Genomic DNA, 19454 nt, shown 5'->3' with positions numbered 1-19454 from the left:
GATCGATGTCTGCCCCAGGCACGCGGGCGCGTACGCGGAAGGGTCCGCACACGTGCGTGAGCTCGCCGGACCCGCTCAAGCTACTGACCCGCTCCTGCCTGGCCCCGGGGCTCCTTTTCCAACGTCATTTTCTCTGGAACCTTCCTTCCCCAGGTGAACGGTTATGGAAGGGCAGCAGTCGCCCTCATCGGCCACGACTCCCGCGCCCTATGGGACGAATTAGTTTGGAACGGAGTCTGTATCGGTCGGCAACAGGCTGTTGAACTCTTCCACGGCGATGGGGTACTTGGATTTCATGAGGTCAGAGTACGAGCGAAGCGCCCTGCTGATTTGTGCCTTTGACCGTGGCGCGAGATGGATGAGGAGGAGATCGTAAAGCAGCTGCGTGTGGTCCTTGCCGCTGGCCATCTTGCCCTGCTGGCGACCTTCGGGAGTCTCGATCCACATCGAAGAGAAAGGTGCTGCAGACATCTTCCAGCTCAGATCGGAGAGACGCTTCATCAGCTCGTCCCAAGTGAGTGCTTCCTGCTCCAGGATATGGCGTACGGCTTTCGCCACCCCTACCTGGACTGCTGGCCGCATGAAGGGGTGCCCAGCCCCATCCCGGCCCTTTGGCGCACGTACATCCCCGGGAGCCTGAGCAGCGAGGTAGCGCTGGCGTAGATTCCCGCATGAGTCCAGGAGATCTTGAATGCGCGTGGCGAGGAGTTCGTAGCTCTGGTCGAGAAGTTCGTCCGTGGCTCGCTGCTTCGACTCGTTCAGGGTGCACGGGAGATCGAAACCGATCTCCTTAACGATGTCATAGAGAACACTAATTGCGCTCCAGGCCGGGCTCCTGGACCCGATTGAGCGCGACGCGAGAACCAGCTCGCCGTCCTGGCCGACTTTGCTGAACACCGAGACGACCTTGTCTCGGCTCAGGAACGGGTGCTCATCCAGAAGCTGGCGAGTCAGGATCGCGAAACTGTCGTCCTCGTCGAGCGCAATGTTCTCCTGAGCGTTAGTGCTCTTGGCATTGCGGTTGATGTTGGTGAACAAGCGCCTGGTACGGCGACGTCCGTCGGGTGTGTCGAAGTGCGGTACGACAATGACGTTGATGTCTTCGCCGCCCAGGTCGGGGTTACGCTTAATGGCATCCTTAATCGCCTTGAGTCGATGCTGACCGTCCAGGGCGAAGAACTGCTGGGTTCCATCGAAGGTGAGTACCCCGAAGTTGCGATCGAGGCCGGCGAGTACTGCCTGGTTCTCAGCGTCCGCATCCATGGTCAGCTCAAGATAATTGGGGTCCCCACCCCAGACCGCGATGATGATAGCTCCGAGGAAGCGGTTCTCGTTGGTGAGCAGATAGTCGGTGATCTGTGAAGTACGGGTGCCGACACCGCGCTGGATCATCGTGCCGAGGTCCTGGTTCCCTCCGAGTTCGTGTGCGAAATTGACCTCGCGGGCCACCTGCGCGTAACTCATGAGGCAGGAGTAGTAAGTCCAGTTTCCCACCTGTGCTTTGAAGGCGGGAACAAACGTCTTGGATGCCATTTTCTTACCTCGATGTCAGTGGCGCTGGGATCAACGATCACGCAGTGCGGGCTGGGGGATGGTGCTCAGGCGGGCACGGAGCTTGGGTCGGTTCTGGTTGTTGAGCGGGGGGTTGTACAAGTTGATTAGCCGGGACTCCAGATTTTTGATCTTGGATCGGTCTTCAACCGTGGCGAACCAGAACTCCAGAGGCCGGAGGGCGAGGTAATAGGTGAGCCGGCCTGCCCGCGTGGTCGGCGGCTCCTCGGTCCAGAGGTGCTCAGGGTTGCCTCGGAGGTGCTTCTTGTAGTCCCTGTATCTGTTTCTGAGCGTGTTGCCCCGCTGGCCGGATCCGCCCGCCTGGCCGATGTAGAGGACCTGATGGAAACTGCTCTGCGAGTTGTCGGCCATGACGAGGTTGATCGATGGGCGCCAGACGAACATGTAGAGCCCGGCCTCGTGAGGCAAGGAGTCGCCAAGGCTCTCGACCGCGAGGGCTTGCTCCCAAGGGGATGCGTGTTCGGCCAGGTCGTCCTGCAAGACCTTGTGCGCCGGGACATCGAGCATCGTCGCGATGCCGAGCTGGAGTTCTAGGGCAGGGCTGGCCTCAGCGCGGTGGCGGATGACGGAGCGCTCGTGGGAGTTGGGTGACGCCATTCCTCAAGGCACTCCGGCTGCAGTGACGGTAGGTGGAACGAACATCCTTACACGGGGCACTGACAGTCGGTGCGATGAGACGACAAGTAGGCCCCGCTGGTGATGATTCATCACCAGCGGGGCCAACGGGGGCACTTCAGGTCGATCAGAGGTGACAGACCGAGCAGCCTGCTTCGTCGCCGTCCGCGTCGAGTGCGTCCGAGAGGACCTCCAGCAGCGGGCGGTTCGGCTTGACGCGCTTGGCGGCGCGTTCCATGGCTGCCTCGTGCTTGGCCTGGATCTCTTCTCGGCGCTCTATCAGCTGGTGCAGGGACTCGCCTTGTGACCAGGTGTAGTCGCGGTCCTGCATGGCGGTGTCCTGGTAGCGGACCTTCTCCTCGTAGGCCACTGCCTTGTCGAACAACTCAGGGTGGCGCTCCTTGAGCCCGACCCACTCGTGCTTGCGCTGGAAGAAGCAGAAGTAACAGCCGGAACGGGTGCGCCACTCGTAGTAGCCGGGGAGACCGATGCCGGCCTCGTTGAGGATGCGCATGACGCCGTCCTTGTCGATGCCGTCCTCCCGGAAGGGGAAGACCGCCTCGATGTTGGGCTTCGTGCTGACGTAGCCAAGGCGGTTCTCGTCGGCCCGGATGGCGACGTAGGAGATGACTTCGTCGTCGCCGACCCACTCCTCCAGCGGCTTGATCTTCAGGTTCTTGGTGCACCAGCGCATCTGGGGCGACGGGAGGGTGCCCTGGTACACCTCCATCCAGTGGTCAAAGTCCCGGTCGGCGTTAAGCCGCACGATGGGCTTGCCCAGGGCTGCTTCGAGCCGGTTGAGGTACTCGTAGGTCTCCGGTAGTTCTGCGCCGGTGTCGCAGAAGAAGTACTCCATCTCCGGGACCCGGTCGCGCATGTAGATGGCGAGGGCGGAGGAGTCCTTCCCGCCCGAGATGCCCAGGACATGCCGGACCTTCTTGGTGTCGGTGCCGTCGGTCATGGTCACTCAGTCCTTTCTGCTGCCGTCGTGTCCGCGGGCTCGGCTACGCGCTGGGCGAGGGCGGCGAGCAGGATGCGGGCGCCGTCGGGACCGAGCATCTCCTTAGCTTGCTCTAGGACACTGACAGCGAGGGTTTCGGCCTCGTGCCGGGACTGCTCCGGGACGTAGATGAGGGTGCGCTGTTCGGCGCCGTCCTGGCCGGTCAGGGTGAGAAGCCGCGTTTCGAGGGCTTCGTCCTGGCCGGCGGATTGCTGCCGGTTTTGGTACAGGTGGCTCACGCGGTCGAGAGCGGCAGCCATCTCCCGTACCCGTTGGGGGAACAGGGCGGCGTCGTTGTCGGACCAGTCCCCGAGCGCGGAGTTCGACAGCCGCACAGTCAGCGGGTCGAGCCAATCCTCATCCGCCAGGACTTCGTTGAGCGCTATGGCCACGAAGCCGCGAAGCTCCAGGCTCAGGGAGACGCCTGTGAAGCCCCGGAGGCGTGCCGCAAGTGCGCGACGCAGTTCTGGAAGCGTGGCAGGGAGACGAAACTCGCGGCTGATGGTCTCAACGGCCTCGGCCCGCAGCGCCTGGTCGGCGCCGGAGATCTCATTGGCCGCATGAGCGAGCCGCTCGGCGTACCCCTTGTTGCGGCTTGTGCTCTTCTTCGCTTCGGCGGTGATCGGCTCCAGGCCGAGAGCCTCAGGGAGTGCATGGAAGAGGAGATCGTCTGGGTCCTGTGCCTGCATCAGCACAGAGCGCACCGCGATGGCGTCCTTGCTGAGGCGCCGTGTGCGGCGTGCATAGGGCGTGAGCACCATGACTCGCTCCAGCAGAGCCCGGGTGACTGCGAGCAGGGCCGGGTTGCGCAGCGCCTGTGATCGTGGCGATTCAACCTTGAGGGCTGCGGACAGGTTCTTGACGACGCTCTTCCGCAGGCCGTCGCCGACGGGCGTGTACTTCACCGCGAAGCGGCGAGGCGCCTTGAGCATGCGCTCGACGACGTCTGGTGTCAGTCGGGGGAGGTAGGAGCCTTCCTCGAAGAGCGCTACGTCCTCGCTACGCACGATGAGAGCGGTGACGACCAGGAGGGGTACGGTGCCTGCCTTGACGCCGTAAGGCGGGACCATGACGGTGCGGAAGATCTCGTCGAGCCCGGTGCGCTGGTGCGCTTCAGTCAGCGCCGTTTCCAGGGCGTTCCAGACCGGCAGAGCGTGCTGGTGCTGCTCGCTGGGCCGGGAGAAGCCGTACGGGAGGAAGGACGTCGACGAGTCGTCCGTCGGGGCGCCGCTGTTTTCCCTGTGCAGGCCCATGTACTCCAGGGCTCCGCTGTACATAGCACGCTCGGCTGGGTACTTGTCGATGCCGAGGTATTGCTCGCCGGACTTGAGTAGCATGGCGGTGAGCAGTTCCCGCCGGGCCTTGGCCGCCTGGCTGGTCAGCTCGTGACGGCCCAGCATTTCGTTACGGATGTGCGGAGTCGCGGGGAAGACCCGGTCACAGGCGATCGAAGCGAGACCGCTGAGGCTGCGGCTCTCGATCTCCTCACCCTCTCCTTCCGCAGCGGAGATACCCGAGCGCCACAAGCGCCAGGTGGCGCGTTGCGTCTGTGGATAGAACGCCGTGTCCAGGAGCTCCATCAATTCGGCGTGAGCTGCTGTGGCGCGTTCCTTGATCTCCCGCCGTGCTACTGGGTCCAAGGACTTGTTCGTCAGCAGGTCCTGAAGGGCCACGAAGTACGTTGCGGCGCGTAGAACGAGGTCCGGCTCCTGGGTGACGCCGAGAACCACGGGCAAGGAAGTTTCTACCGCGGGACGGTCCTCAAGTGTTCCGAGGTGGAAGACCAGCAGTCCGTCGGCGTGGTCGTTGAGCTCGTCCGGGCCTGTGATCTTCTTGGTGTCGGGGCCGGTAACGTGGACGAAAAGGGCACGGAGCATGCCGGTGACCTGGCTGTGCCGGCCGGCGGCGACAGCCAGAGGCAGGTGGTCGCCTAGCTTGCGGATGACTTCCGGATTGTCCAGGTGGTTGGTGATCTCTTTGAGCAGGCCGTCGATGTCGACATCAGTGCCTTGCCATACCCGGTATTCGCCGTTGAAGTGCCGATGCACGAGCAGACCTTGGTCGACCAGGCTCTGCAGCTGGACCTCCAGCGCCGCGAACGCCGTGGGGTCTGCCCCGTCGCACGGCTCGTGCAGCGCAAAGTAGATCATCGCGGCGGTGGCCCGCAGAGCACCGTCGGAGTCGATCAGGTTCAGCATGCCAATGGTGCGCAGGAGAACCTGGTCAGACGTGGAGAGGCCGTTGGCCTCGTTGATCCGGGCGTCGATCTCGATCCATTTACTGGCATTGGTTGAAGCCAGCAATGACGTGCGGCCGGAAGCGAGGAAGAAGTCGTAGAGCTGCGCCAGTTGGATGGTGGCGGCGTGCTGCGGTTTGTCGAGCGAGAACAGGTCCAGCGAACGGCGGACCGTATTGGGTTCGTCGCTGTTGAGGAAGCCGGCCAGGCTGCGGTCGTGCTGGCCGATCTGGGCTGCGAGGTACGGAGCCGCGACTGCGGTCAGCGGATGCAGCGGATACAGGTCCTCGAAGTGCTCCGCCTTGAGGTTGACGACGTCATTGAGGGCGTGCTCGCGCCAGGCTGCTTCGGCTGCTTCGGCCTGGGCCCGGATCAGTTCGCGGTTGGGCGCGGAGACGTCGGATTGACTGAGCCGGCGGCGCATGAGCTGGATGGCGTCGCCGAGGTGGGGGACGAAGGTGATGTCCTCGAACCGGCCCTGGATCTTGGCCCACTCACGGGTCTGCAGTTCGCTGGAGCGCGATGCGTAGTCCATGAACGACATGTGCTGCAGAGTCATCATGAAGAGCGGCAGCCCGCGCGGGCCAGCGCTCTTCTCTGCCAGTTCCTGCAGCAGGAACAAGTCATCTTTGGCGCTGGCGAACTCGCTGTGACCGGCAAGGTGTTCCAGTGTCTTGCCGAACTCATCGATGACCAGCAGAACCGGTTGCTGCGCGCACAGAGCGGCTACCGCGTCGAGGATGTCCTTAGGCGTCGTATTTGCGGGATCGGCGCACGCGGCGAGGGCGGAGACGATCGCTTTCGGCGGGCGGCTCTTCCACCGGCGCTGGGCAGCAGTGCGCAACGCTCGTGACAGCGTGGCGACGAGGGGCTCGCGCCGAGCAGTGGCAACGGCGCCTAGGAAGCCTTTGGGCGCAAGGGCATCGCGGTTGCCGGCGAGGCGTTGAGCCAGGCTGCCGCTGGTTGCGCCCAGGACGGTCTCCGCTTCGACGCGCCGCTTCTGGTCGTGACCGAGGAGTGCATCGATGACGTTGGTCAGAGTCGACTTGCCGGAGCCGTAGGGCCCGGTGAAGGACCAAGATCGGGTGCGGGAGAGGTCGCCGAGGGCGTTGGTGACGCGATCGAGGACGTCGACGGCACGGGCGCCGATGTAGGGGGATTGCAGCTCGTCCTGGACGTCGCGCTCCAGGTTGGTGGACCGCATCTGGGAGCCGACGAGGCTGATTCCCGTGGGGAACTGCGGATCTCCGGGCGCCGTGCGGGTGGCATCGGGCCGTGCGGGGGTCGCGGTGGTCACGAGTTCTCCTCGTCGTTCAGTGGGAGCTGCGGGTCCTGCTGCTTGAGCTCGCGCTTCTCAGCCTCGGCGAGCTGCGGATACATCCGATCCCACTCCTTACGGGTGGGGAAGTTCGGACGTTCACGGACCTTGTCGTACTGTTTGTCCAAGATGTTCCAGGCCAACTCGAACGGATCATCGGAGAATGCCAGGCTGCGCTGGCCGACTGCCTCCACGATCTGGAGTTCGGGATGGTCGCCGGCCACCCGCTCCAGTGCGGCGGCGATGACTGGCTCTCGCACCCGGAAGGCCCGTCCAGGGGAGCCTGCCTCGTTCGCGAGCCGGGCCAGGGAGACGGAGCTGCCATGACGTGTAGTGCGTGCCGCGTAGTCGAGGCAGGCGTAAGCGATGATCCTGGCCTGCAAAGAGGTACGGGTACCACTGGTGAACTGCCACTCAGCACTACCCCGTTGTCCCACCTGCTCCAGCAGACCAAGGTCACGGAAGGGACAGGCAAGGAGGTCCTCAAGCGCGCCAGGGGCTCCGTCCTTACGCCGGGCGGGAACGTACATCTTGGTGATGCAGTCGACGTCCTTGGCGATCGAGGCCTCCACAGGACCTTCGCCGTAGGACAGGTTCACGTGCCGCACGATGAGCTGGGTCAGATCTGCCGCCGTGAACCGGGAAAACGGGGCAAGATGGAAGGCGACATACCAAGAAGGCGTCCAGCTCTTCCAGCCCGGCCGGGAGCTTAGCAGCCACCAGTGCAGCAGCCACAGACTTCCAGGCTCTTCCAGGTAGGGGTCGGCCCCATCCTCATCAAGCAGCCACCGCGCCTCCCAAGTTGGGTAGGAATACATCGCCCGGGAGCCCGAGTCTTCGCTTCCGCGGAGTTCACGCGTGAGTTTGAACGCCCGGGACCAGTACCGCATGGCATACACCATGTTCTTACCGACACCGAGCAGCACCGGGGCGTCGTCCGCGAGGAACGCCTCCGGGTTGTCCTTCACCTGCATGTACGCCTTGTGGAGCCACCCAAAGCGCGGTGCGAAGGTCTCGTGGCGCGCAAACTGGGAGTGGGCGGCTTCCGCTAGCCGACTGTCTGACATGCGGGATTTCTCCGTGTCCATTGGTTTTCGGTGTAGTTCAAAGCTCGGGCGTGGATCAAACAGGGGTCGACATGGCTGCCCGCACCCGCCGGACGGCTCGGACCGTAGAGGAAACGGCCTGAATGACGTCACGGTGGGTGCTGGCATAGCCGAGGGAGAAACGCACCGTGGAGTCAGCTTCATCCCGGCTGCGCCCCATCCCGAGAAGCACGTGGCTAGGGCTCGGCGCACCGGAAGCGCACGCACTTCCCTCCGAGGCCGCGACATCGGGCATCGCAGCGAGCACGGCGTCGGCAGGCGCCTCACGGAAGGTGACACTCGTTACCCCCGGAAGCCGCAGCCCCAGCGCACCATTGATCCGGCAATCGCTGATCTGCTCAACGAGGGCGCTCTCCAGCGAGTCACGCAGGCGCGCAACTCGAACGCCCTCGTCGGCCATACCGTGGAGCGCGGCCTCTGCCGCTGCCCCGGCGCCCGCGATGCCAGCAACGTTCAAGGTCCCGGCCCGCCAGCCACGCTCCTGCCCTCCGCCGAAGATCAGTGGGCGGTACGGAAGCGGGACTCCGCGCCGTACGAACAGTGCCCCCACCCCCTGCGGACCGCCGAACTTGTGAGCCGAGAGGGACAGCAGATCGACATCGGTCTCCGCAAGATCGATCGGCAACCGACCAGCCATCTGCGTCGCGTCGGTATGAACGAGGGCTCCGGCCGCGTGCGCTGCCTCCGTGATTGGGGCGAGGGCAGTCAGGACGCCGGTCTCGTTGTTGGCGGCCATCAGGGAGACGACCGCCACACCACCTCCGGTCAGAGCGTCATGGAGCGCGTCCAGATCCACCAGGCCGTCCTCGTTCACCGGTACCAGCCGGAGCGTGTCGTGTGTCTCGCCCGTGAGGTTCTTAGCTGTCTCCAGCACCGCAGGATGCTCGACGGTGCTTGTGACAAGGGCCCCGCCGGCGCTGAACGCCGCACGTAGGGCAAGGTTGTTCGCCTCTGTCGCGCCGGACGTGAAGACGATTTCCCCCGGCGTGCAGTTCAGCAGCTCAGCGACTTGACGGCGGGCCGTGTCGACCCGCTGCGCAGCATCGCGGCCTGAACGGTGAGTACTTGAGGCGTTGCCCACCGTACGTATGGCTGCGAGCACAGCCTGCTCAGCCTCGGGGCGGATGGGGGCTGTGGCATTGTAATCGAGATAGGCCAGATCTGAGCCGAGTGACTGATCCGTCACGCTCCACCCCGCTTACATCGGTTCTGCTCGCTGAACTGGTGGTGATCCGCGCCCGGTACGGCATCTTCCACCAGTAGTACACCGTGATCCTAACCGTGCCGTGGTTGGGATGTGGCGCAGGCGCGGTTTTGTGCACCCCGGAATCCGTATCGTGACCTCACCATTTGGAACACATGTTCCCAGTGCGGCTGAGTGCTGCCTGGCAGCCAAAATGCCCGGCGTGCCATGGGAGTTCAGCTGTGTACGGAAGACTCCGGTCGCAGGCCGGTGCGGCGGATCACGCCTCTCGACTCCCGGTTGTCAGCGGCTGGGTCTAGGGTTTGATCGCGTGCTGCGGCGCGGATGTGCCATGTGGTGTGCATGGACGAGCAAAGGGGGCTGGGGTTGCGAGTCGATAGGGCGGACGGCGTTCGTGCCCTGCGGGTGGGGTGGAGACCACGGTGATCGAGTCTCCGGGCATCCCTTTTCAAAGCATCCTCAGTACCGCACCCCTCGCCTATGTGCGGCGTCTCCTCGGCGACCACGCCTGCGAGCTGCTTGAGCTGCTGCACGTGGGAGAAGAGACCGAGGTAGTCCTCCGCAGAGTTGCGGCCTCCGCCGTCTCCGCGGAGCGGCTGATCGGTGACGCCGACGAGCGGGCGCTGCTCCTGGGTCTGCTGCCCGAGAGGAAACAGGCCGAGCTCGCCGATCGGCTCGGGCGCGAGGATTCCGACCAACCTGACGCCTTTCTTTTCGCGCTGCCCTGGACCGCTGATCAGCGTCGGACCTTTCTCGGATTCCTCGGCCTTGTTGTCGACCGGGCCCCCGAGCCCCCCGCGTCGTTCCGCAGTCTCAGCGTGCCGGACTACGCACTGTTCCCACATCAGCGGCGCGCGGCCGGTAAGGTGCGCCGTCTGCTGTACTCCGGGGAACGGAGGGCGGTACTCCACCTTCCGACCGGTGTCGGGAAGACCCGCACCGGCATGAATCTGATCTGCGATCACCTGCGGCAGAGCGAGCCGAGCGTTGTGGTCTGGCTGGCTCGGGGCCGGGAACTCCTGGAGCAGGCCGCGTTGGAATTCGAGCGCGCTTGGAGCGCTCTCGGCAACCGCGAGGTCACTGTCCTGCGCATGTGGGGCGATGCCCCTGCCGATATCGACAGCATCACGGACGGCATCGTCGTGCTCGGCCTCGACAAGGCAACGGCCGCGGCGAAGGGCGACCCGACATTCCTCGACCGTCTCGCCCTGCGCACCACACTCACGGTCTTCGACGAGGCGCATCAGGCCATCGCGCCTACATATCGCAGAGCGGTCGATGCGCTCACTCTCCGTAGTGATTCCAGTCTGTTGGGTTTGACGGCTACGCCGGGCCGGACGTGGTCGGACATCTCCGAAGATGAGAGGCTCTCGGACTTCTTCGCGCGTCAGAAGGTGATGCTGGAGATCGACGGCTACGACAACCCCGTCACCGCCCTCATCGAACAGGGATACCTCGCCCGGCCGGAGTTCCGCACTGTAGCCGCCGACTCTGGCATGCAGCTCAGTTCCCGGGACAAGCAGGCCCTCGCGGCGTCCTTCGATATCCCGGATGTGTTGATCGCGCGGCTCGCCGAGAACGTGCAGTGGAATCTGCAGGTTGTTCGCACCGTGCTCGACCTCAGCCAGCAGCATCGGCGGATTCTGCTGTTTGCCGCCTCGGTCGAGCACAGCCGCCTGATCGTCGCGATTCTGTCGATGTTCGGGATCGATGCCGACCAGGTCACCGCCGAATCGTCAACGCGCCACCGTGACCGCGCCATCAAGAAGTTCAAGGGGCCGAGCGCCCGGCCCATGGTCCTGTCCAACTACGGTGTCCTTACCACCGGCTTCGATGCCCCCGCTGCGAGCGCTGCGGTCATCGCCCGGCCTACCCGTTCTCTGGTCCTCTACAGCCAGATGGTCGGCCGTGTCATCCGCGGCCCCAAAGCCGGCGGCACCCCTAACTGCGACGTCGTAACCGTCGTCGACCCTGCGCTCCCGGGCTTCGGAGACGTAGCAGAGGCATTCACCAACTGGGAAGACGTATGGAAGGCTCGATGACATCCAAGTATTCGATCGTCACGTCCGATCTGACGGTCAAAGCCCTGCAGGACAGCGGGTACAAGTCGACGGCACACGCCATCGCGGAACTGATCGACAACGGCATCGAGGCCACTGCCGAGCTCGTGGAACTCTTCGTGGTCGAGTCGATAGACCGTCCGTCCCAGCGTGCCCGCCACCGGGTGGAGAAGATCGCTGTGCTGGACAACGGCAGCGGCATGGACCCGGAGACGCTGCGGCAGTCCCTGCGCTTCGGCGCCGGAACCCGACAGCACCGCAAGGGCATAGGGCGGTTCGGCGTCGGCCTGCCCAACTCCAGCATCTCCCAGTGCGACCGTGTTGATGTCTGGTCCTGGACCAACGGCCCCGACAACGCGCTGCACACTTACCTCGATCTCGCCGAGCTCCGGCGGGGGTTGGAAGAGGTCCCTGAGCCCAAACTCGACGGGCTCCCCGACGAATGGCAGGCGCTCACCGAGGGGCTCGGCCCGACCGGAACCCTCGTTCAGTGGACACAGTTGGAACGCGTCCAGTGGCGCGGCGCCGAGGCCACTTTGGCCAACACCGAGAACCTCATCGGACGCATCTACCGACGCAAGATCACTCAAGGGACCCGGATCAAGCTGGTTCCCGTGCGCGGCTGGGCAGAACTGCCCGGCGTGCGCGACACCCGGCCGAACGACCCGCTCTACCTGACTGCCCCAAGCTCGACGCCCGCACCGTTCGACACCAAACCGATGTTCCGACCCGTCGGCGGTGGCAACACCGGCGAGATCGGTGTCCAGCGTTTCATGGTCGAGGGTGTCGACGGCAAGGAGTACCCCGTACTCGTGCGCTCCTCAATTTCCGTGGACGCTGCCCGACGCCACGACATCGAGGGCGAGGAATGGCCCGACGACGTGTCGCCCAGCCTCAAGCCCGGCGACACTCCTTGGGGCAAGCACGCAGCCAAGAACCTCGGCATTTCCTTGATCCGCGCTGACCGTGAACTTGACCTCGACACAGGATGGACGAATTCGTACAACCCGGTGGAGCGATGGTGGGGAGTGGAGATCGACTTCCCACCCGCTCTCGACGAGGTCTTCGGCGTCACCAACAACAAGCAGTCCGCGACGATCTTCTCGGCGCTTGCCCACTTCAACTGGCGTGAAGAGGCAGCAGGGTTGTCGTGGGAGGAGTTCCGCGAGGCGCTCCGTGAAGAGGGTGACGCTCGTCTTCCCCTCATCGAGATCGTTTATCACATCCGCGAGAAGCTGCTCGGTAGGCTACGTGCCGACTTGGAAGACCAGACGCGCGGTACGGGGACCAGCCGGAAGCGGCACGAGCAGGTGGAAAACAAGGCGGAGGAAGCGGTCAAGCGGCGCCGCGCGGAGACCAAACCGAGCCTCACAGACACCCTGGCGGAGCAGGTCAGCCCCGAGGTGAGCCAGCAGCAGCAACTCGAGAGCCTGGTCGAAACCCACAAGTACAGCCCCGCCGACGCGCAGCGGATTATCGAAGAGACCATCTCTCAGGGCAAGCACACTCGCCTCCTGACCAGCCGCAATCCTGACTCGCCGGCCTTCTTCAACGTCGAGTTCATCCCCGGCCTGCTCCAGGTTGCCCTCAACATGGACCACCCCGTGTACAGCGACCTGATCGCCGTCCTGGACAAGGACTTCGACGGCGTGAGCCGGGAAGAACTCATCGATCGGCTCGTGGGCGCCGCCTCTGCCTTCAAGCTCCTGCTGCTCTCCTGGGCGAGGTTCGAGGATGAACAGCCCGAGAGGCCTCGCGCACGGGCAAAGCAGATGAGGCAGGACTGGGGCCGGATCGCCAGCGAGTTCCTCGGAGCCGACGATGAGGACGACGAGGACGAGTAGTGGCGAACGATCACATCTGGCAGCAGATCGAGCAGCTGCTTACAGGCGCGTCCGAGCGTGTCGTCCTGGTCGCTCCCTTCATCAAGAAGGAGGTGTTCCGGGCGGCATTGGCTGCCATTCCGCGCCGCGTTGAAGAGATCCAGTGCGTCACGCGGTGGTCCGTGGCCGAGGTCGCGGCCGGCGTCTCGGACCCAGAGATCGCCGAGATCGCCCAGGCCGACGGACGCCCTCGCATCCTGTTGTGCCACAACCTCCACGCCAAGGTGTACCTGGCGGACGACCGCTGCCTCGTTGGATCGGCCAACCTCACGGGCAGGGCTACGGGCCGAGTGCCAGACGCCAACATCGAGTTACTTCTGGAAGCCGATGCGGCGCACCCGGAGGTGCGGCGGGTACTTGATGCCATTGGGGCCACCTCCGTGCCAGCGTCCGCAGATCTCGCGCGGCAGATCCGTGAGCAAGCAGACCTGCTGAGGGCTGACGAAGACGCGCCCCAGGTCTTGGTCGCTGGACAGGGCCCCACCCGTGGTCGCTGGCTGCCGGAAACACGCAACCCGGAACGGCTCTACCGCGTGTACAGCGGGCGGTACCGCAACATTGGCACCGACGTTCTCGCCGGAGTCCTCCGCGACCTCGTACATCTCGACGTTCCTCCCGGCCTCTCCGAGCAAGCGTTCGGCGAAGCCGTCCTCGCCGGCCTCCGATCCGTGCCGGAGATCCGACGGCTGTTCGAGGTGGGCACCTTGAACTTGGACGACGCGAAAAGAGAACTGGCCGCCAGCGGCGCCTGTACGGAGGAGCAGGCCCAACGCGCCGTGGAGACCATCGCGCAGTGGCTGAACTACTTCGACGAGGTGCATCTGGTGCCAGTTGGCCCATGGGAGATCCGACAGGGCAGAGAAATCACCTGAGGCGTGCCCTCGCCTTGCGGAGCAACATCTCGTCACGACCGGCTGAGGCGCGGACCCCGGCGCATCGCGGTGTTGCTCCGGTAAGGGAAGGCGGAGCGATATCGTTGGCCAGTCCCGCGCTATGCCGAGGGTCCCTTCAGTTGCACGATGATCGAAGAGGTAGTGGCATGGCGGCGGTACGGATCCCGTATCTGCTCGGCCACGCGGAGATCGCAGCTCTGTACGGCGTGCAGCGTCAGACCTCCCAGGCGTGGAAGACCGACGGGACGCTGGCTCCACCCGACTTGGTAGCGTCCGGGAACCCCTACTGGCTGTTGACGACGGTGCTTCAGCTCAGCGGCGCTGCTGGACGCGAAGCAACACCGCAGCGGTTGGCGGCGTACAAGGCTGGTGTCCCAAACGGATTCGATCTTGAAAGCGCAGACCACCTGCCGCCGATCGTCGGGATCAAGGAAGTAGCCCGACTCCTTGGTGTGGATGAACAAGCGATCTCCCGCTGGCGCAACCGACGTCAGATCGCGGACGCTGATCTCGTCCTGTCGAGATCCCCACTGTGGCTCCTAGAGACCGTCCTGGCCGATGCGGAAGCGCGCGGCCGTGCCGTACTGCCGCACGAGGTCGAACTGCTCCGCGCAGGCGACCACGCCCCGCAAAAGCCACGCGGGCGCAGGACTGCACCGTCACCCCCGAGAGAGCAGAAGGCCAGCCTTCCTTCAGCCCGGACTTTCGCGAATGCCGAAAGCCAGGCCGCCGCGGAGTTCCTGGCGGCGGTGCTGGCTGCAGGCCATGCGGTGGTGATCCGGCCCAAGCGCGAGGCGCACTGACTCCGACGGCGCCTGCAGGACAAGGCTGCAGTTGCGGCACGGGTGAGTGGCAACGGTGATCCCTGGACAGAGCGGAGGTTTTTGCACCCACGCTTGAGAGGAACAGTTGATTACCCTCTATGTCATCCATAGACTCTCTCTTGTTCGATCTTGTCTCGTACCCTCGGAGTTCTCGAATGCCAGACGCCAGTGCCGACGGAATGCAGCACTCAGGCATCCGCCCGTTCCTAATCCGCACGGTGACCGCATGAAGGTCATCTCTTACGGCGGAGGAGTGCAATCGACCGCCCTCCTGGTCCTCGCCGCCCACCGTGAGATCGACTATCCGACCTTCCTCTTCGCGAATGTCGGCGACGACAGCGAGCATCCGGCGACCTTGGCCTACATCCGTGAGGTTGCCGTCCCGTACGCCGTCCGCGCCGGGATTGACCTCCAGCAGCTGAAGCGTGTGCGCCGCGATGGAACCTCTGAGACCCTCATGCAGAGGCTGAACAGGCCGGACACCCGATCCATCCCGATCCCGGTCCGGATGGCCAACGGGGCTCCGGGGCGCCGCTCCTGTACTGCTGACTTCAAAATCAGGGTCGTAGGCCGATGGCTTCGTGAGCACGGAGCCACGGCCGCTGAGCCTGCCACCGTGGGGATCGGTATATCCCTCGACGAGATCCACCGGGCCAACCGTCGGCGGTGCGAACCCCACGAACGGATCGAGTACCCCCTCCTCGATCTCCGGCTTCGCCGAACCGACTGTGAGCGCATCATCGAGGAGGCGGGACTGCCCGTCCCGCCCAAGAGTTCCTGCTTTTTCTGCCCCTTTCGTACCGTCGGAGCATGGCGGCAGCAGCGGCGGGACGAACCAGAGCTGTTCATCAGGTCGGTGCAACTGGAGAAAACGATCAACGAGCGCCGCACGGCGCTCGGACGGGATCCCGTCTACCTCACCCGGTACGGCCGTCCACTCGCCGAGGCCATCACGGACCCCGGCATGGTGCGCGGCCCCGATGACACCGGCGACGGAAGCTGCGACTCCGGCTGGTGCATGACCTGACTCGCAAGAGGGAGAGCCCGGCGCTGTGGAAGGGCGGGGACTGGCAGGCCCCGCCCTTCCACAGCGCCATTTGGGGAGCGGCGCCCACCGCGTGTCAGCTACAGATCCGGCGGATCTCCGTGATCCAGTTGCAGCACCGCGAGGTAGTCACCGTAGGCAATTTCCTGATCCACCCACCGGCGTCCTCCTGCGGCGTCGGGAACCCACATCCCCTCGTACAGGAACTTGTCCTCGTTCGGCGCCACGATGTACTGCTCCTCCACGGCCCAGGCGAGCAGCGCCTGAATAGCCAGGAGAAGAATGGAAGTTGCTTCCTTGCTTGTGCAGATCTCGTCGTGGCCAGCGGGGAACGACTGCATATCGTCGTCGTGTGTCGGCTGAGGAATACGAGTGAACCCGTGAGCTGCCAGCTCGTGTACGCCGATGGCCTGGGCGACGGCAACGGAGAGTGAGGCAGCGGATTCGGTGCTCCCCATGGCGTGGCCGAGGAAGTGCCGGGCCGCCTCGCGCGCATGCAACGGGAGCTCCTGACCAGCCTGCGCGAGGCGCAGCTCCGCAGCTTCAATAGCCGGGCCGGGCGTGGGAAGATCCGGACGGAGAACTCGTACGAGAGCTTCCAGCGCCGCCCGCGTGTAGCCGAGGCGTACCTGATGCAACTGCCACTCGCCCATCATGTTCGACCAGACGTAGTCGAAGTCATCGCCCGCCGAGCACATGCCGCCGTCTTCGTACGCCATGTCGAACGTGACTGTACGGAGGCCGCTCGCCAGGCGAAGCCAGGCGTAGACGTTGTCCCACGCCTCACGTTCCACCGGCTCGGACGCAGTAGGGATCCGTTCCACCCAGTCTGCGAGCTCGGAGGAGTGTTCTTGAGGATCAAGGAGCGCCATGTCTGGCTGAGCGCGGTAGGGGGGCAGGCAAGGGCCCGGGATCTGTGTGGATGCCATGCACGGGAGCGTCTCATGCAGGTCTGACAACCCGGCCTGGGACGAGGGTAGTTCGCAACTTGAACTCTCAGCGAGACCAGGACCTCAGCTGTCAGGACGTCGCACCAGCCGGTGTCCCCGCAGGGTCCGGCCGCAACGGACAAGTGCTCGCTCCCACCCCTCTTCGTTGCCGATGAGGTGTGGTTCCTCGTAGAGGCCGGCTCGAACCTCGGCGTTAGTGAGACGCTGGTACTTCGGCACGTCGGGGTCGTCCGGCGCGAGGAACTCATGCTTGCGGTGCAGCAGAGGACGGTTGGCCGAATCCGCGTAGGACAGAAAGGACGACTTCAGGGTCTGCAGGTCAACGCTGTACGACGAGGCCAGACGAGGATGGGGATCGGTATCGAACGAGGGGTAGTCCAGCCAGCTGGCTCCGCGCCCCTGGTGGCGAAGCTTCACGACGGACCATTCTGCGGGGCGGCCGGCGGCAATGCTGGCGCACTGCTCGTACAGGCGGAGCACGGTGGGGATCCGGTGGACGGCCCGGCGGTGCACATACAGCGCCGTGGCCGTGTACTTGCCCGCAGCCGACCCGGTCATGGCACGCCGCACGTACGCGTCGTCGCGGAGCTTGAACAGAAGCCGGTCCGCGCGTTTGCATGCTTCTGCGTAGGAGGAGAAGAAAGCCCGGATATCCAGCTGGACGGGAAGCGGAAGGCTGCTGGCAGGGCCGCGGCCATGGAAGAGTTCAACAGCGAGGAAGAGTAGGGTGTCGAGGATGGTGCGCTTTGCACTCTCCTCGACCTTCAGCGGGTCGGCGGACTGCTCGGTGAGTCGCTTGAGCTCGCCTGTCCGTAGGTGGCCGAGGAGGCCGATGACCGGATGCGGCATTTCTTCGATGCTCGGTAGCCGACCCCGCTGTTCGAGGTGGTCGACGACGGCGGCGATGGCCGAAGCGGTGTCCTGGGAAGCAAGCCACCCGGCTTCCGGGGTGATCTGGCGGGCAAGATAGCCGAGCCGCGCTTCGTCACTCTTGAACGCGTAGACGATCCCCGGAGCAGCCGAGAGACAGCGGACCCCGGTCGTCTCCTGGACGTAGTCCCGAAGCTCACTCGCCGCGAACAAGTGTTGGAACGTATTGCGACTGGTCAGGATGCCATCGCCGTACTCAGTGCCCTTGATTTGGTTCCGCTCCCAGCGGAGCCTCGCCGACACGACGAGTGTCGACTTCGTGTTGTTCCAGGCATCCAGGAGGGTTTGTCGTCGCTCGGCCGGATCTTCGATGACGTTAAGAACGTAGGTGAGGAGCACGATTTCTGCGGGCTTGAGCTCACCGTCGGGATGGTGGACCGGGTCCCATCCGGAGATGTCGAGGCCGATCGTCTGAAGTGCGCGTAGGTCGCCACCTCGGCCGCAACCGTAGTCCAGGACCTGCATACCAGGCTCCAGTTGAAGATCGACCACGGCTTGACGCGCGGGGACGGACAACCCGACACGGCCGATGGCCGTCCGGTGGCGTTGGCTACTCCAGAGCTGCTCTGTCATGAACGCTTCCTGGGATTCGACCGGCGCATCTACATACGGCAGCACCGAACCTTACGCTGCAGCCGCATTAGAAGGCTTGCCGTGACGCCTGAGGCGGGCGGTTGTCTAGGTGGACGTTCATTGCAGGCGTTGGGCCGGACATGAAGTCGGCCGCATGCGGTGGACCCGTGCCCGCAGCGCTGGGCCCGGGTCCTCGCGGAGCCGACACGCTGTCTACGACGCTGGGACCGCGGTCGACCCGCTGGGCGGAAAGGAAGCGGAGAACGCAACCAAGCGCAACCGGGCCAAAGTCGGTTCAGGGCGTCCGTTGTCCTTGCTCTACACATACGGTCCCGGGCGATGGTCATGTCCCTTGTAGTGGTGCAATGGCGGGTAGATGATCTCCGCTGTGGCCGGGGAGTGCGCTCTAGCACGTGGGGGACGTCTCCCCGCCGGCTATCCCGCGTGTTCGAGTACCGCCCGCACGCGAGAGGATGTCGTCATGAGCGACTGGGGGGTAGCACTGATCGCGGCAGGATCAGCGATTGCTGGCAGCGTTGTAACCGGCTGGCTCACGCGTAGTGCCGGACTTCGTCAAGCGGCTGCAGCACAACTGGCCGGTGAGGAGCAAGCTGCTGCAGCACGGCACGCTGGAGAGCAGCAGGCCGAGGCCGTCTTGAAGACGGTGCAGCAGACCCTGGAAGCGCAGACCAGGGCGCAGCAGCTCGAGGCCAAGCGCGAGGTATACGTGGCCTTCCTGCAAGCCGCCCAGGCGCTCGTCGAAGATCGCAAGCGTGATCGAGGTGCTCTGGACGAGGCGCTCCTCGCTGAGGCGCAGCGGACGTACCAGGTCCTGCGGCTGGAGGGCCCCGCCAATGTTACGGCGCAGGCGCACTTCCTGATGCAGGCGATCGACGACTCCCTGGACGACCCCTCGGTGGGCGCGGCTGAGATCGACCGCTGCCTGCATCATTACGTGACCGTGGCACAGCACCACCTGCAGGAACCGTGGAGCTGGATGGGGCGAAGCCGTAACTCCTGGATCGCAGGCGGGACGACCGAGCCCCCTGCCACAGCGCCTTGAGACGAACCGGGGCCGCATCACCATGAGGTGGCCGTCCGTCCACCAGGGAGGCTGCGCGATGGCCGCTCCATGAGCAGCCGCTATCCCAAGATCCCCGCTACACCACTCGGTGGACACTCGGTGGGACACCATCGGGTCGATCATGGACCTGCCCCAGTTCACGATCATGCCCATTGGCCTGG

General features: G+C 64.7%; 14 protein-coding genes. 6 read left to right on the top strand and 8 right to left on the bottom strand.

All coding sequences use genetic code 11. The features are described from left to right. Positions 1 to 219 precede the first annotated feature (219 nt). The 6 genes from E4N62_RS18510 to E4N62_RS18485 form a co-directional block, all read right to left on the bottom strand. Positions 220 to 1533: a DNA sulfur modification protein DndB gene (locus tag E4N62_RS18510; protein WP_230215733.1), complete on the bottom strand. Its 1314-nt coding sequence runs from the start codon at positions 1531 to 1533 to the stop codon at positions 220 to 222. Positions 1534 to 1563: 30 nt separating this feature from the next. Next, positions 1564 to 2169, bottom strand: coding sequence for a hypothetical protein (locus tag E4N62_RS18505; protein WP_230215731.1), 606 nt, complete (start codon positions 2167 to 2169; stop codon positions 1564 to 1566). A 145-nt stretch (positions 2170 to 2314) separates the two neighbouring features. Next, entirely contained in the window at positions 2315 to 3148 is an 834-nt protein-coding gene (locus E4N62_RS18500; RefSeq protein WP_230215729.1) for a phosphoadenosine phosphosulfate reductase family protein, read from the bottom strand. Positions 3149 to 3150: 2 nt separating this feature from the next. Then, positions 3151 to 6720, bottom strand: a complete 3570-nt coding sequence (locus tag E4N62_RS18495; protein WP_230215727.1) for an ATP-binding protein — start codon at positions 6718 to 6720, stop codon at positions 3151 to 3153. Beyond that, positions 6717 to 7808, bottom strand: coding sequence for a DUF4007 family protein (locus tag E4N62_RS18490; protein WP_268269577.1), 1092 nt, complete (start codon positions 7806 to 7808; stop codon positions 6717 to 6719). Before E4N62_RS18490 ends, E4N62_RS18495 begins: the two co-directional genes overlap by 4 nt. A 55-nt stretch (positions 7809 to 7863) precedes the next feature. Next, complete coding sequence (locus E4N62_RS18485; RefSeq protein WP_230215723.1) at positions 7864 to 9033, bottom strand: cysteine desulfurase family protein; 1170 nt, start codon at positions 9031 to 9033, stop codon at positions 7864 to 7866. A gap of 428 nt (positions 9034 to 9461) precedes the next feature. Between E4N62_RS18485 and E4N62_RS18480 the strand changes: the two genes are divergently transcribed. From E4N62_RS18480 to E4N62_RS18460, 5 genes are all read left to right on the top strand, one after another. Continuing rightward, the gene (locus tag E4N62_RS18480; RefSeq protein WP_230215721.1) at positions 9462 to 11093 is read left to right on the top strand and encodes a DEAD/DEAH box helicase; all 1632 of its coding nucleotides are present in this window, start codon (positions 9462 to 9464) and stop codon (positions 11091 to 11093) included. Further along, on the top strand, positions 11090 to 12955 hold the full coding sequence (locus E4N62_RS18475; RefSeq protein WP_230215719.1) for an ATP-binding protein: 1866 nt from the start codon (positions 11090 to 11092) through the stop codon (positions 12953 to 12955). The genes E4N62_RS18480 and E4N62_RS18475 overlap by 4 nt, the downstream gene beginning before the upstream one ends. After that, positions 12955 to 13866, top strand: coding sequence for a phospholipase D family protein (locus E4N62_RS18470; RefSeq protein WP_230215717.1), 912 nt, complete (start codon positions 12955 to 12957; stop codon positions 13864 to 13866). Before E4N62_RS18475 ends, E4N62_RS18470 begins: the two co-directional genes overlap by 1 nt. Positions 13867 to 14033: 167 nt before the next feature. Then, on the top strand, positions 14034 to 14690 hold the full coding sequence (locus tag E4N62_RS18465; protein ID WP_230215715.1) for a helix-turn-helix domain-containing protein: 657 nt from the start codon (positions 14034 to 14036) through the stop codon (positions 14688 to 14690). Between the two features lie 106 nt (positions 14691 to 14796). Continuing rightward, positions 14797 to 15738, top strand: a complete 942-nt coding sequence (locus tag E4N62_RS18460; RefSeq protein ID WP_374117014.1) for a phosphoadenosine phosphosulfate reductase — start codon at positions 14797 to 14799, stop codon at positions 15736 to 15738. Positions 15739 to 15836: 98 nt separating this feature from the next. Here the strand turns inward: E4N62_RS18460 and E4N62_RS18455 are convergent, their stop codons facing one another. Both E4N62_RS18455 and E4N62_RS18450 read right to left on the bottom strand, forming a co-directional pair. Further along, a complete protein-coding gene (locus E4N62_RS18455; protein ID WP_230215712.1) occupies positions 15837 to 16685 on the bottom strand; it encodes a hypothetical protein in 849 nt (282 codons plus the stop codon). Positions 16686 to 16769: 84 nt separating this feature from the next. Continuing rightward, entirely contained in the window at positions 16770 to 18209 is a 1440-nt protein-coding gene (locus E4N62_RS18450; protein WP_230215710.1) for a DNA phosphorothioation-associated putative methyltransferase, read from the bottom strand. Between the two features lie 481 nt (positions 18210 to 18690). Here E4N62_RS18450 and E4N62_RS18445 point away from each other — a divergent pair, with 481 nt between their 5' ends. After that, entirely contained in the window at positions 18691 to 19272 is a 582-nt protein-coding gene (locus E4N62_RS18445) for a hypothetical protein (protein ID WP_230215708.1), read from the top strand. The last annotated feature ends 182 nt before the right edge of the window (positions 19273 to 19454 follow it).

The organism is Streptomyces sp. MNU76 (assembly GCF_020982545.1).
GTDB lineage: Bacteria > Actinomycetota > Actinomycetes > Streptomycetales > Streptomycetaceae > Streptomyces.
This window is presented reverse-complemented; position numbering and strand designations above follow the sequence as displayed.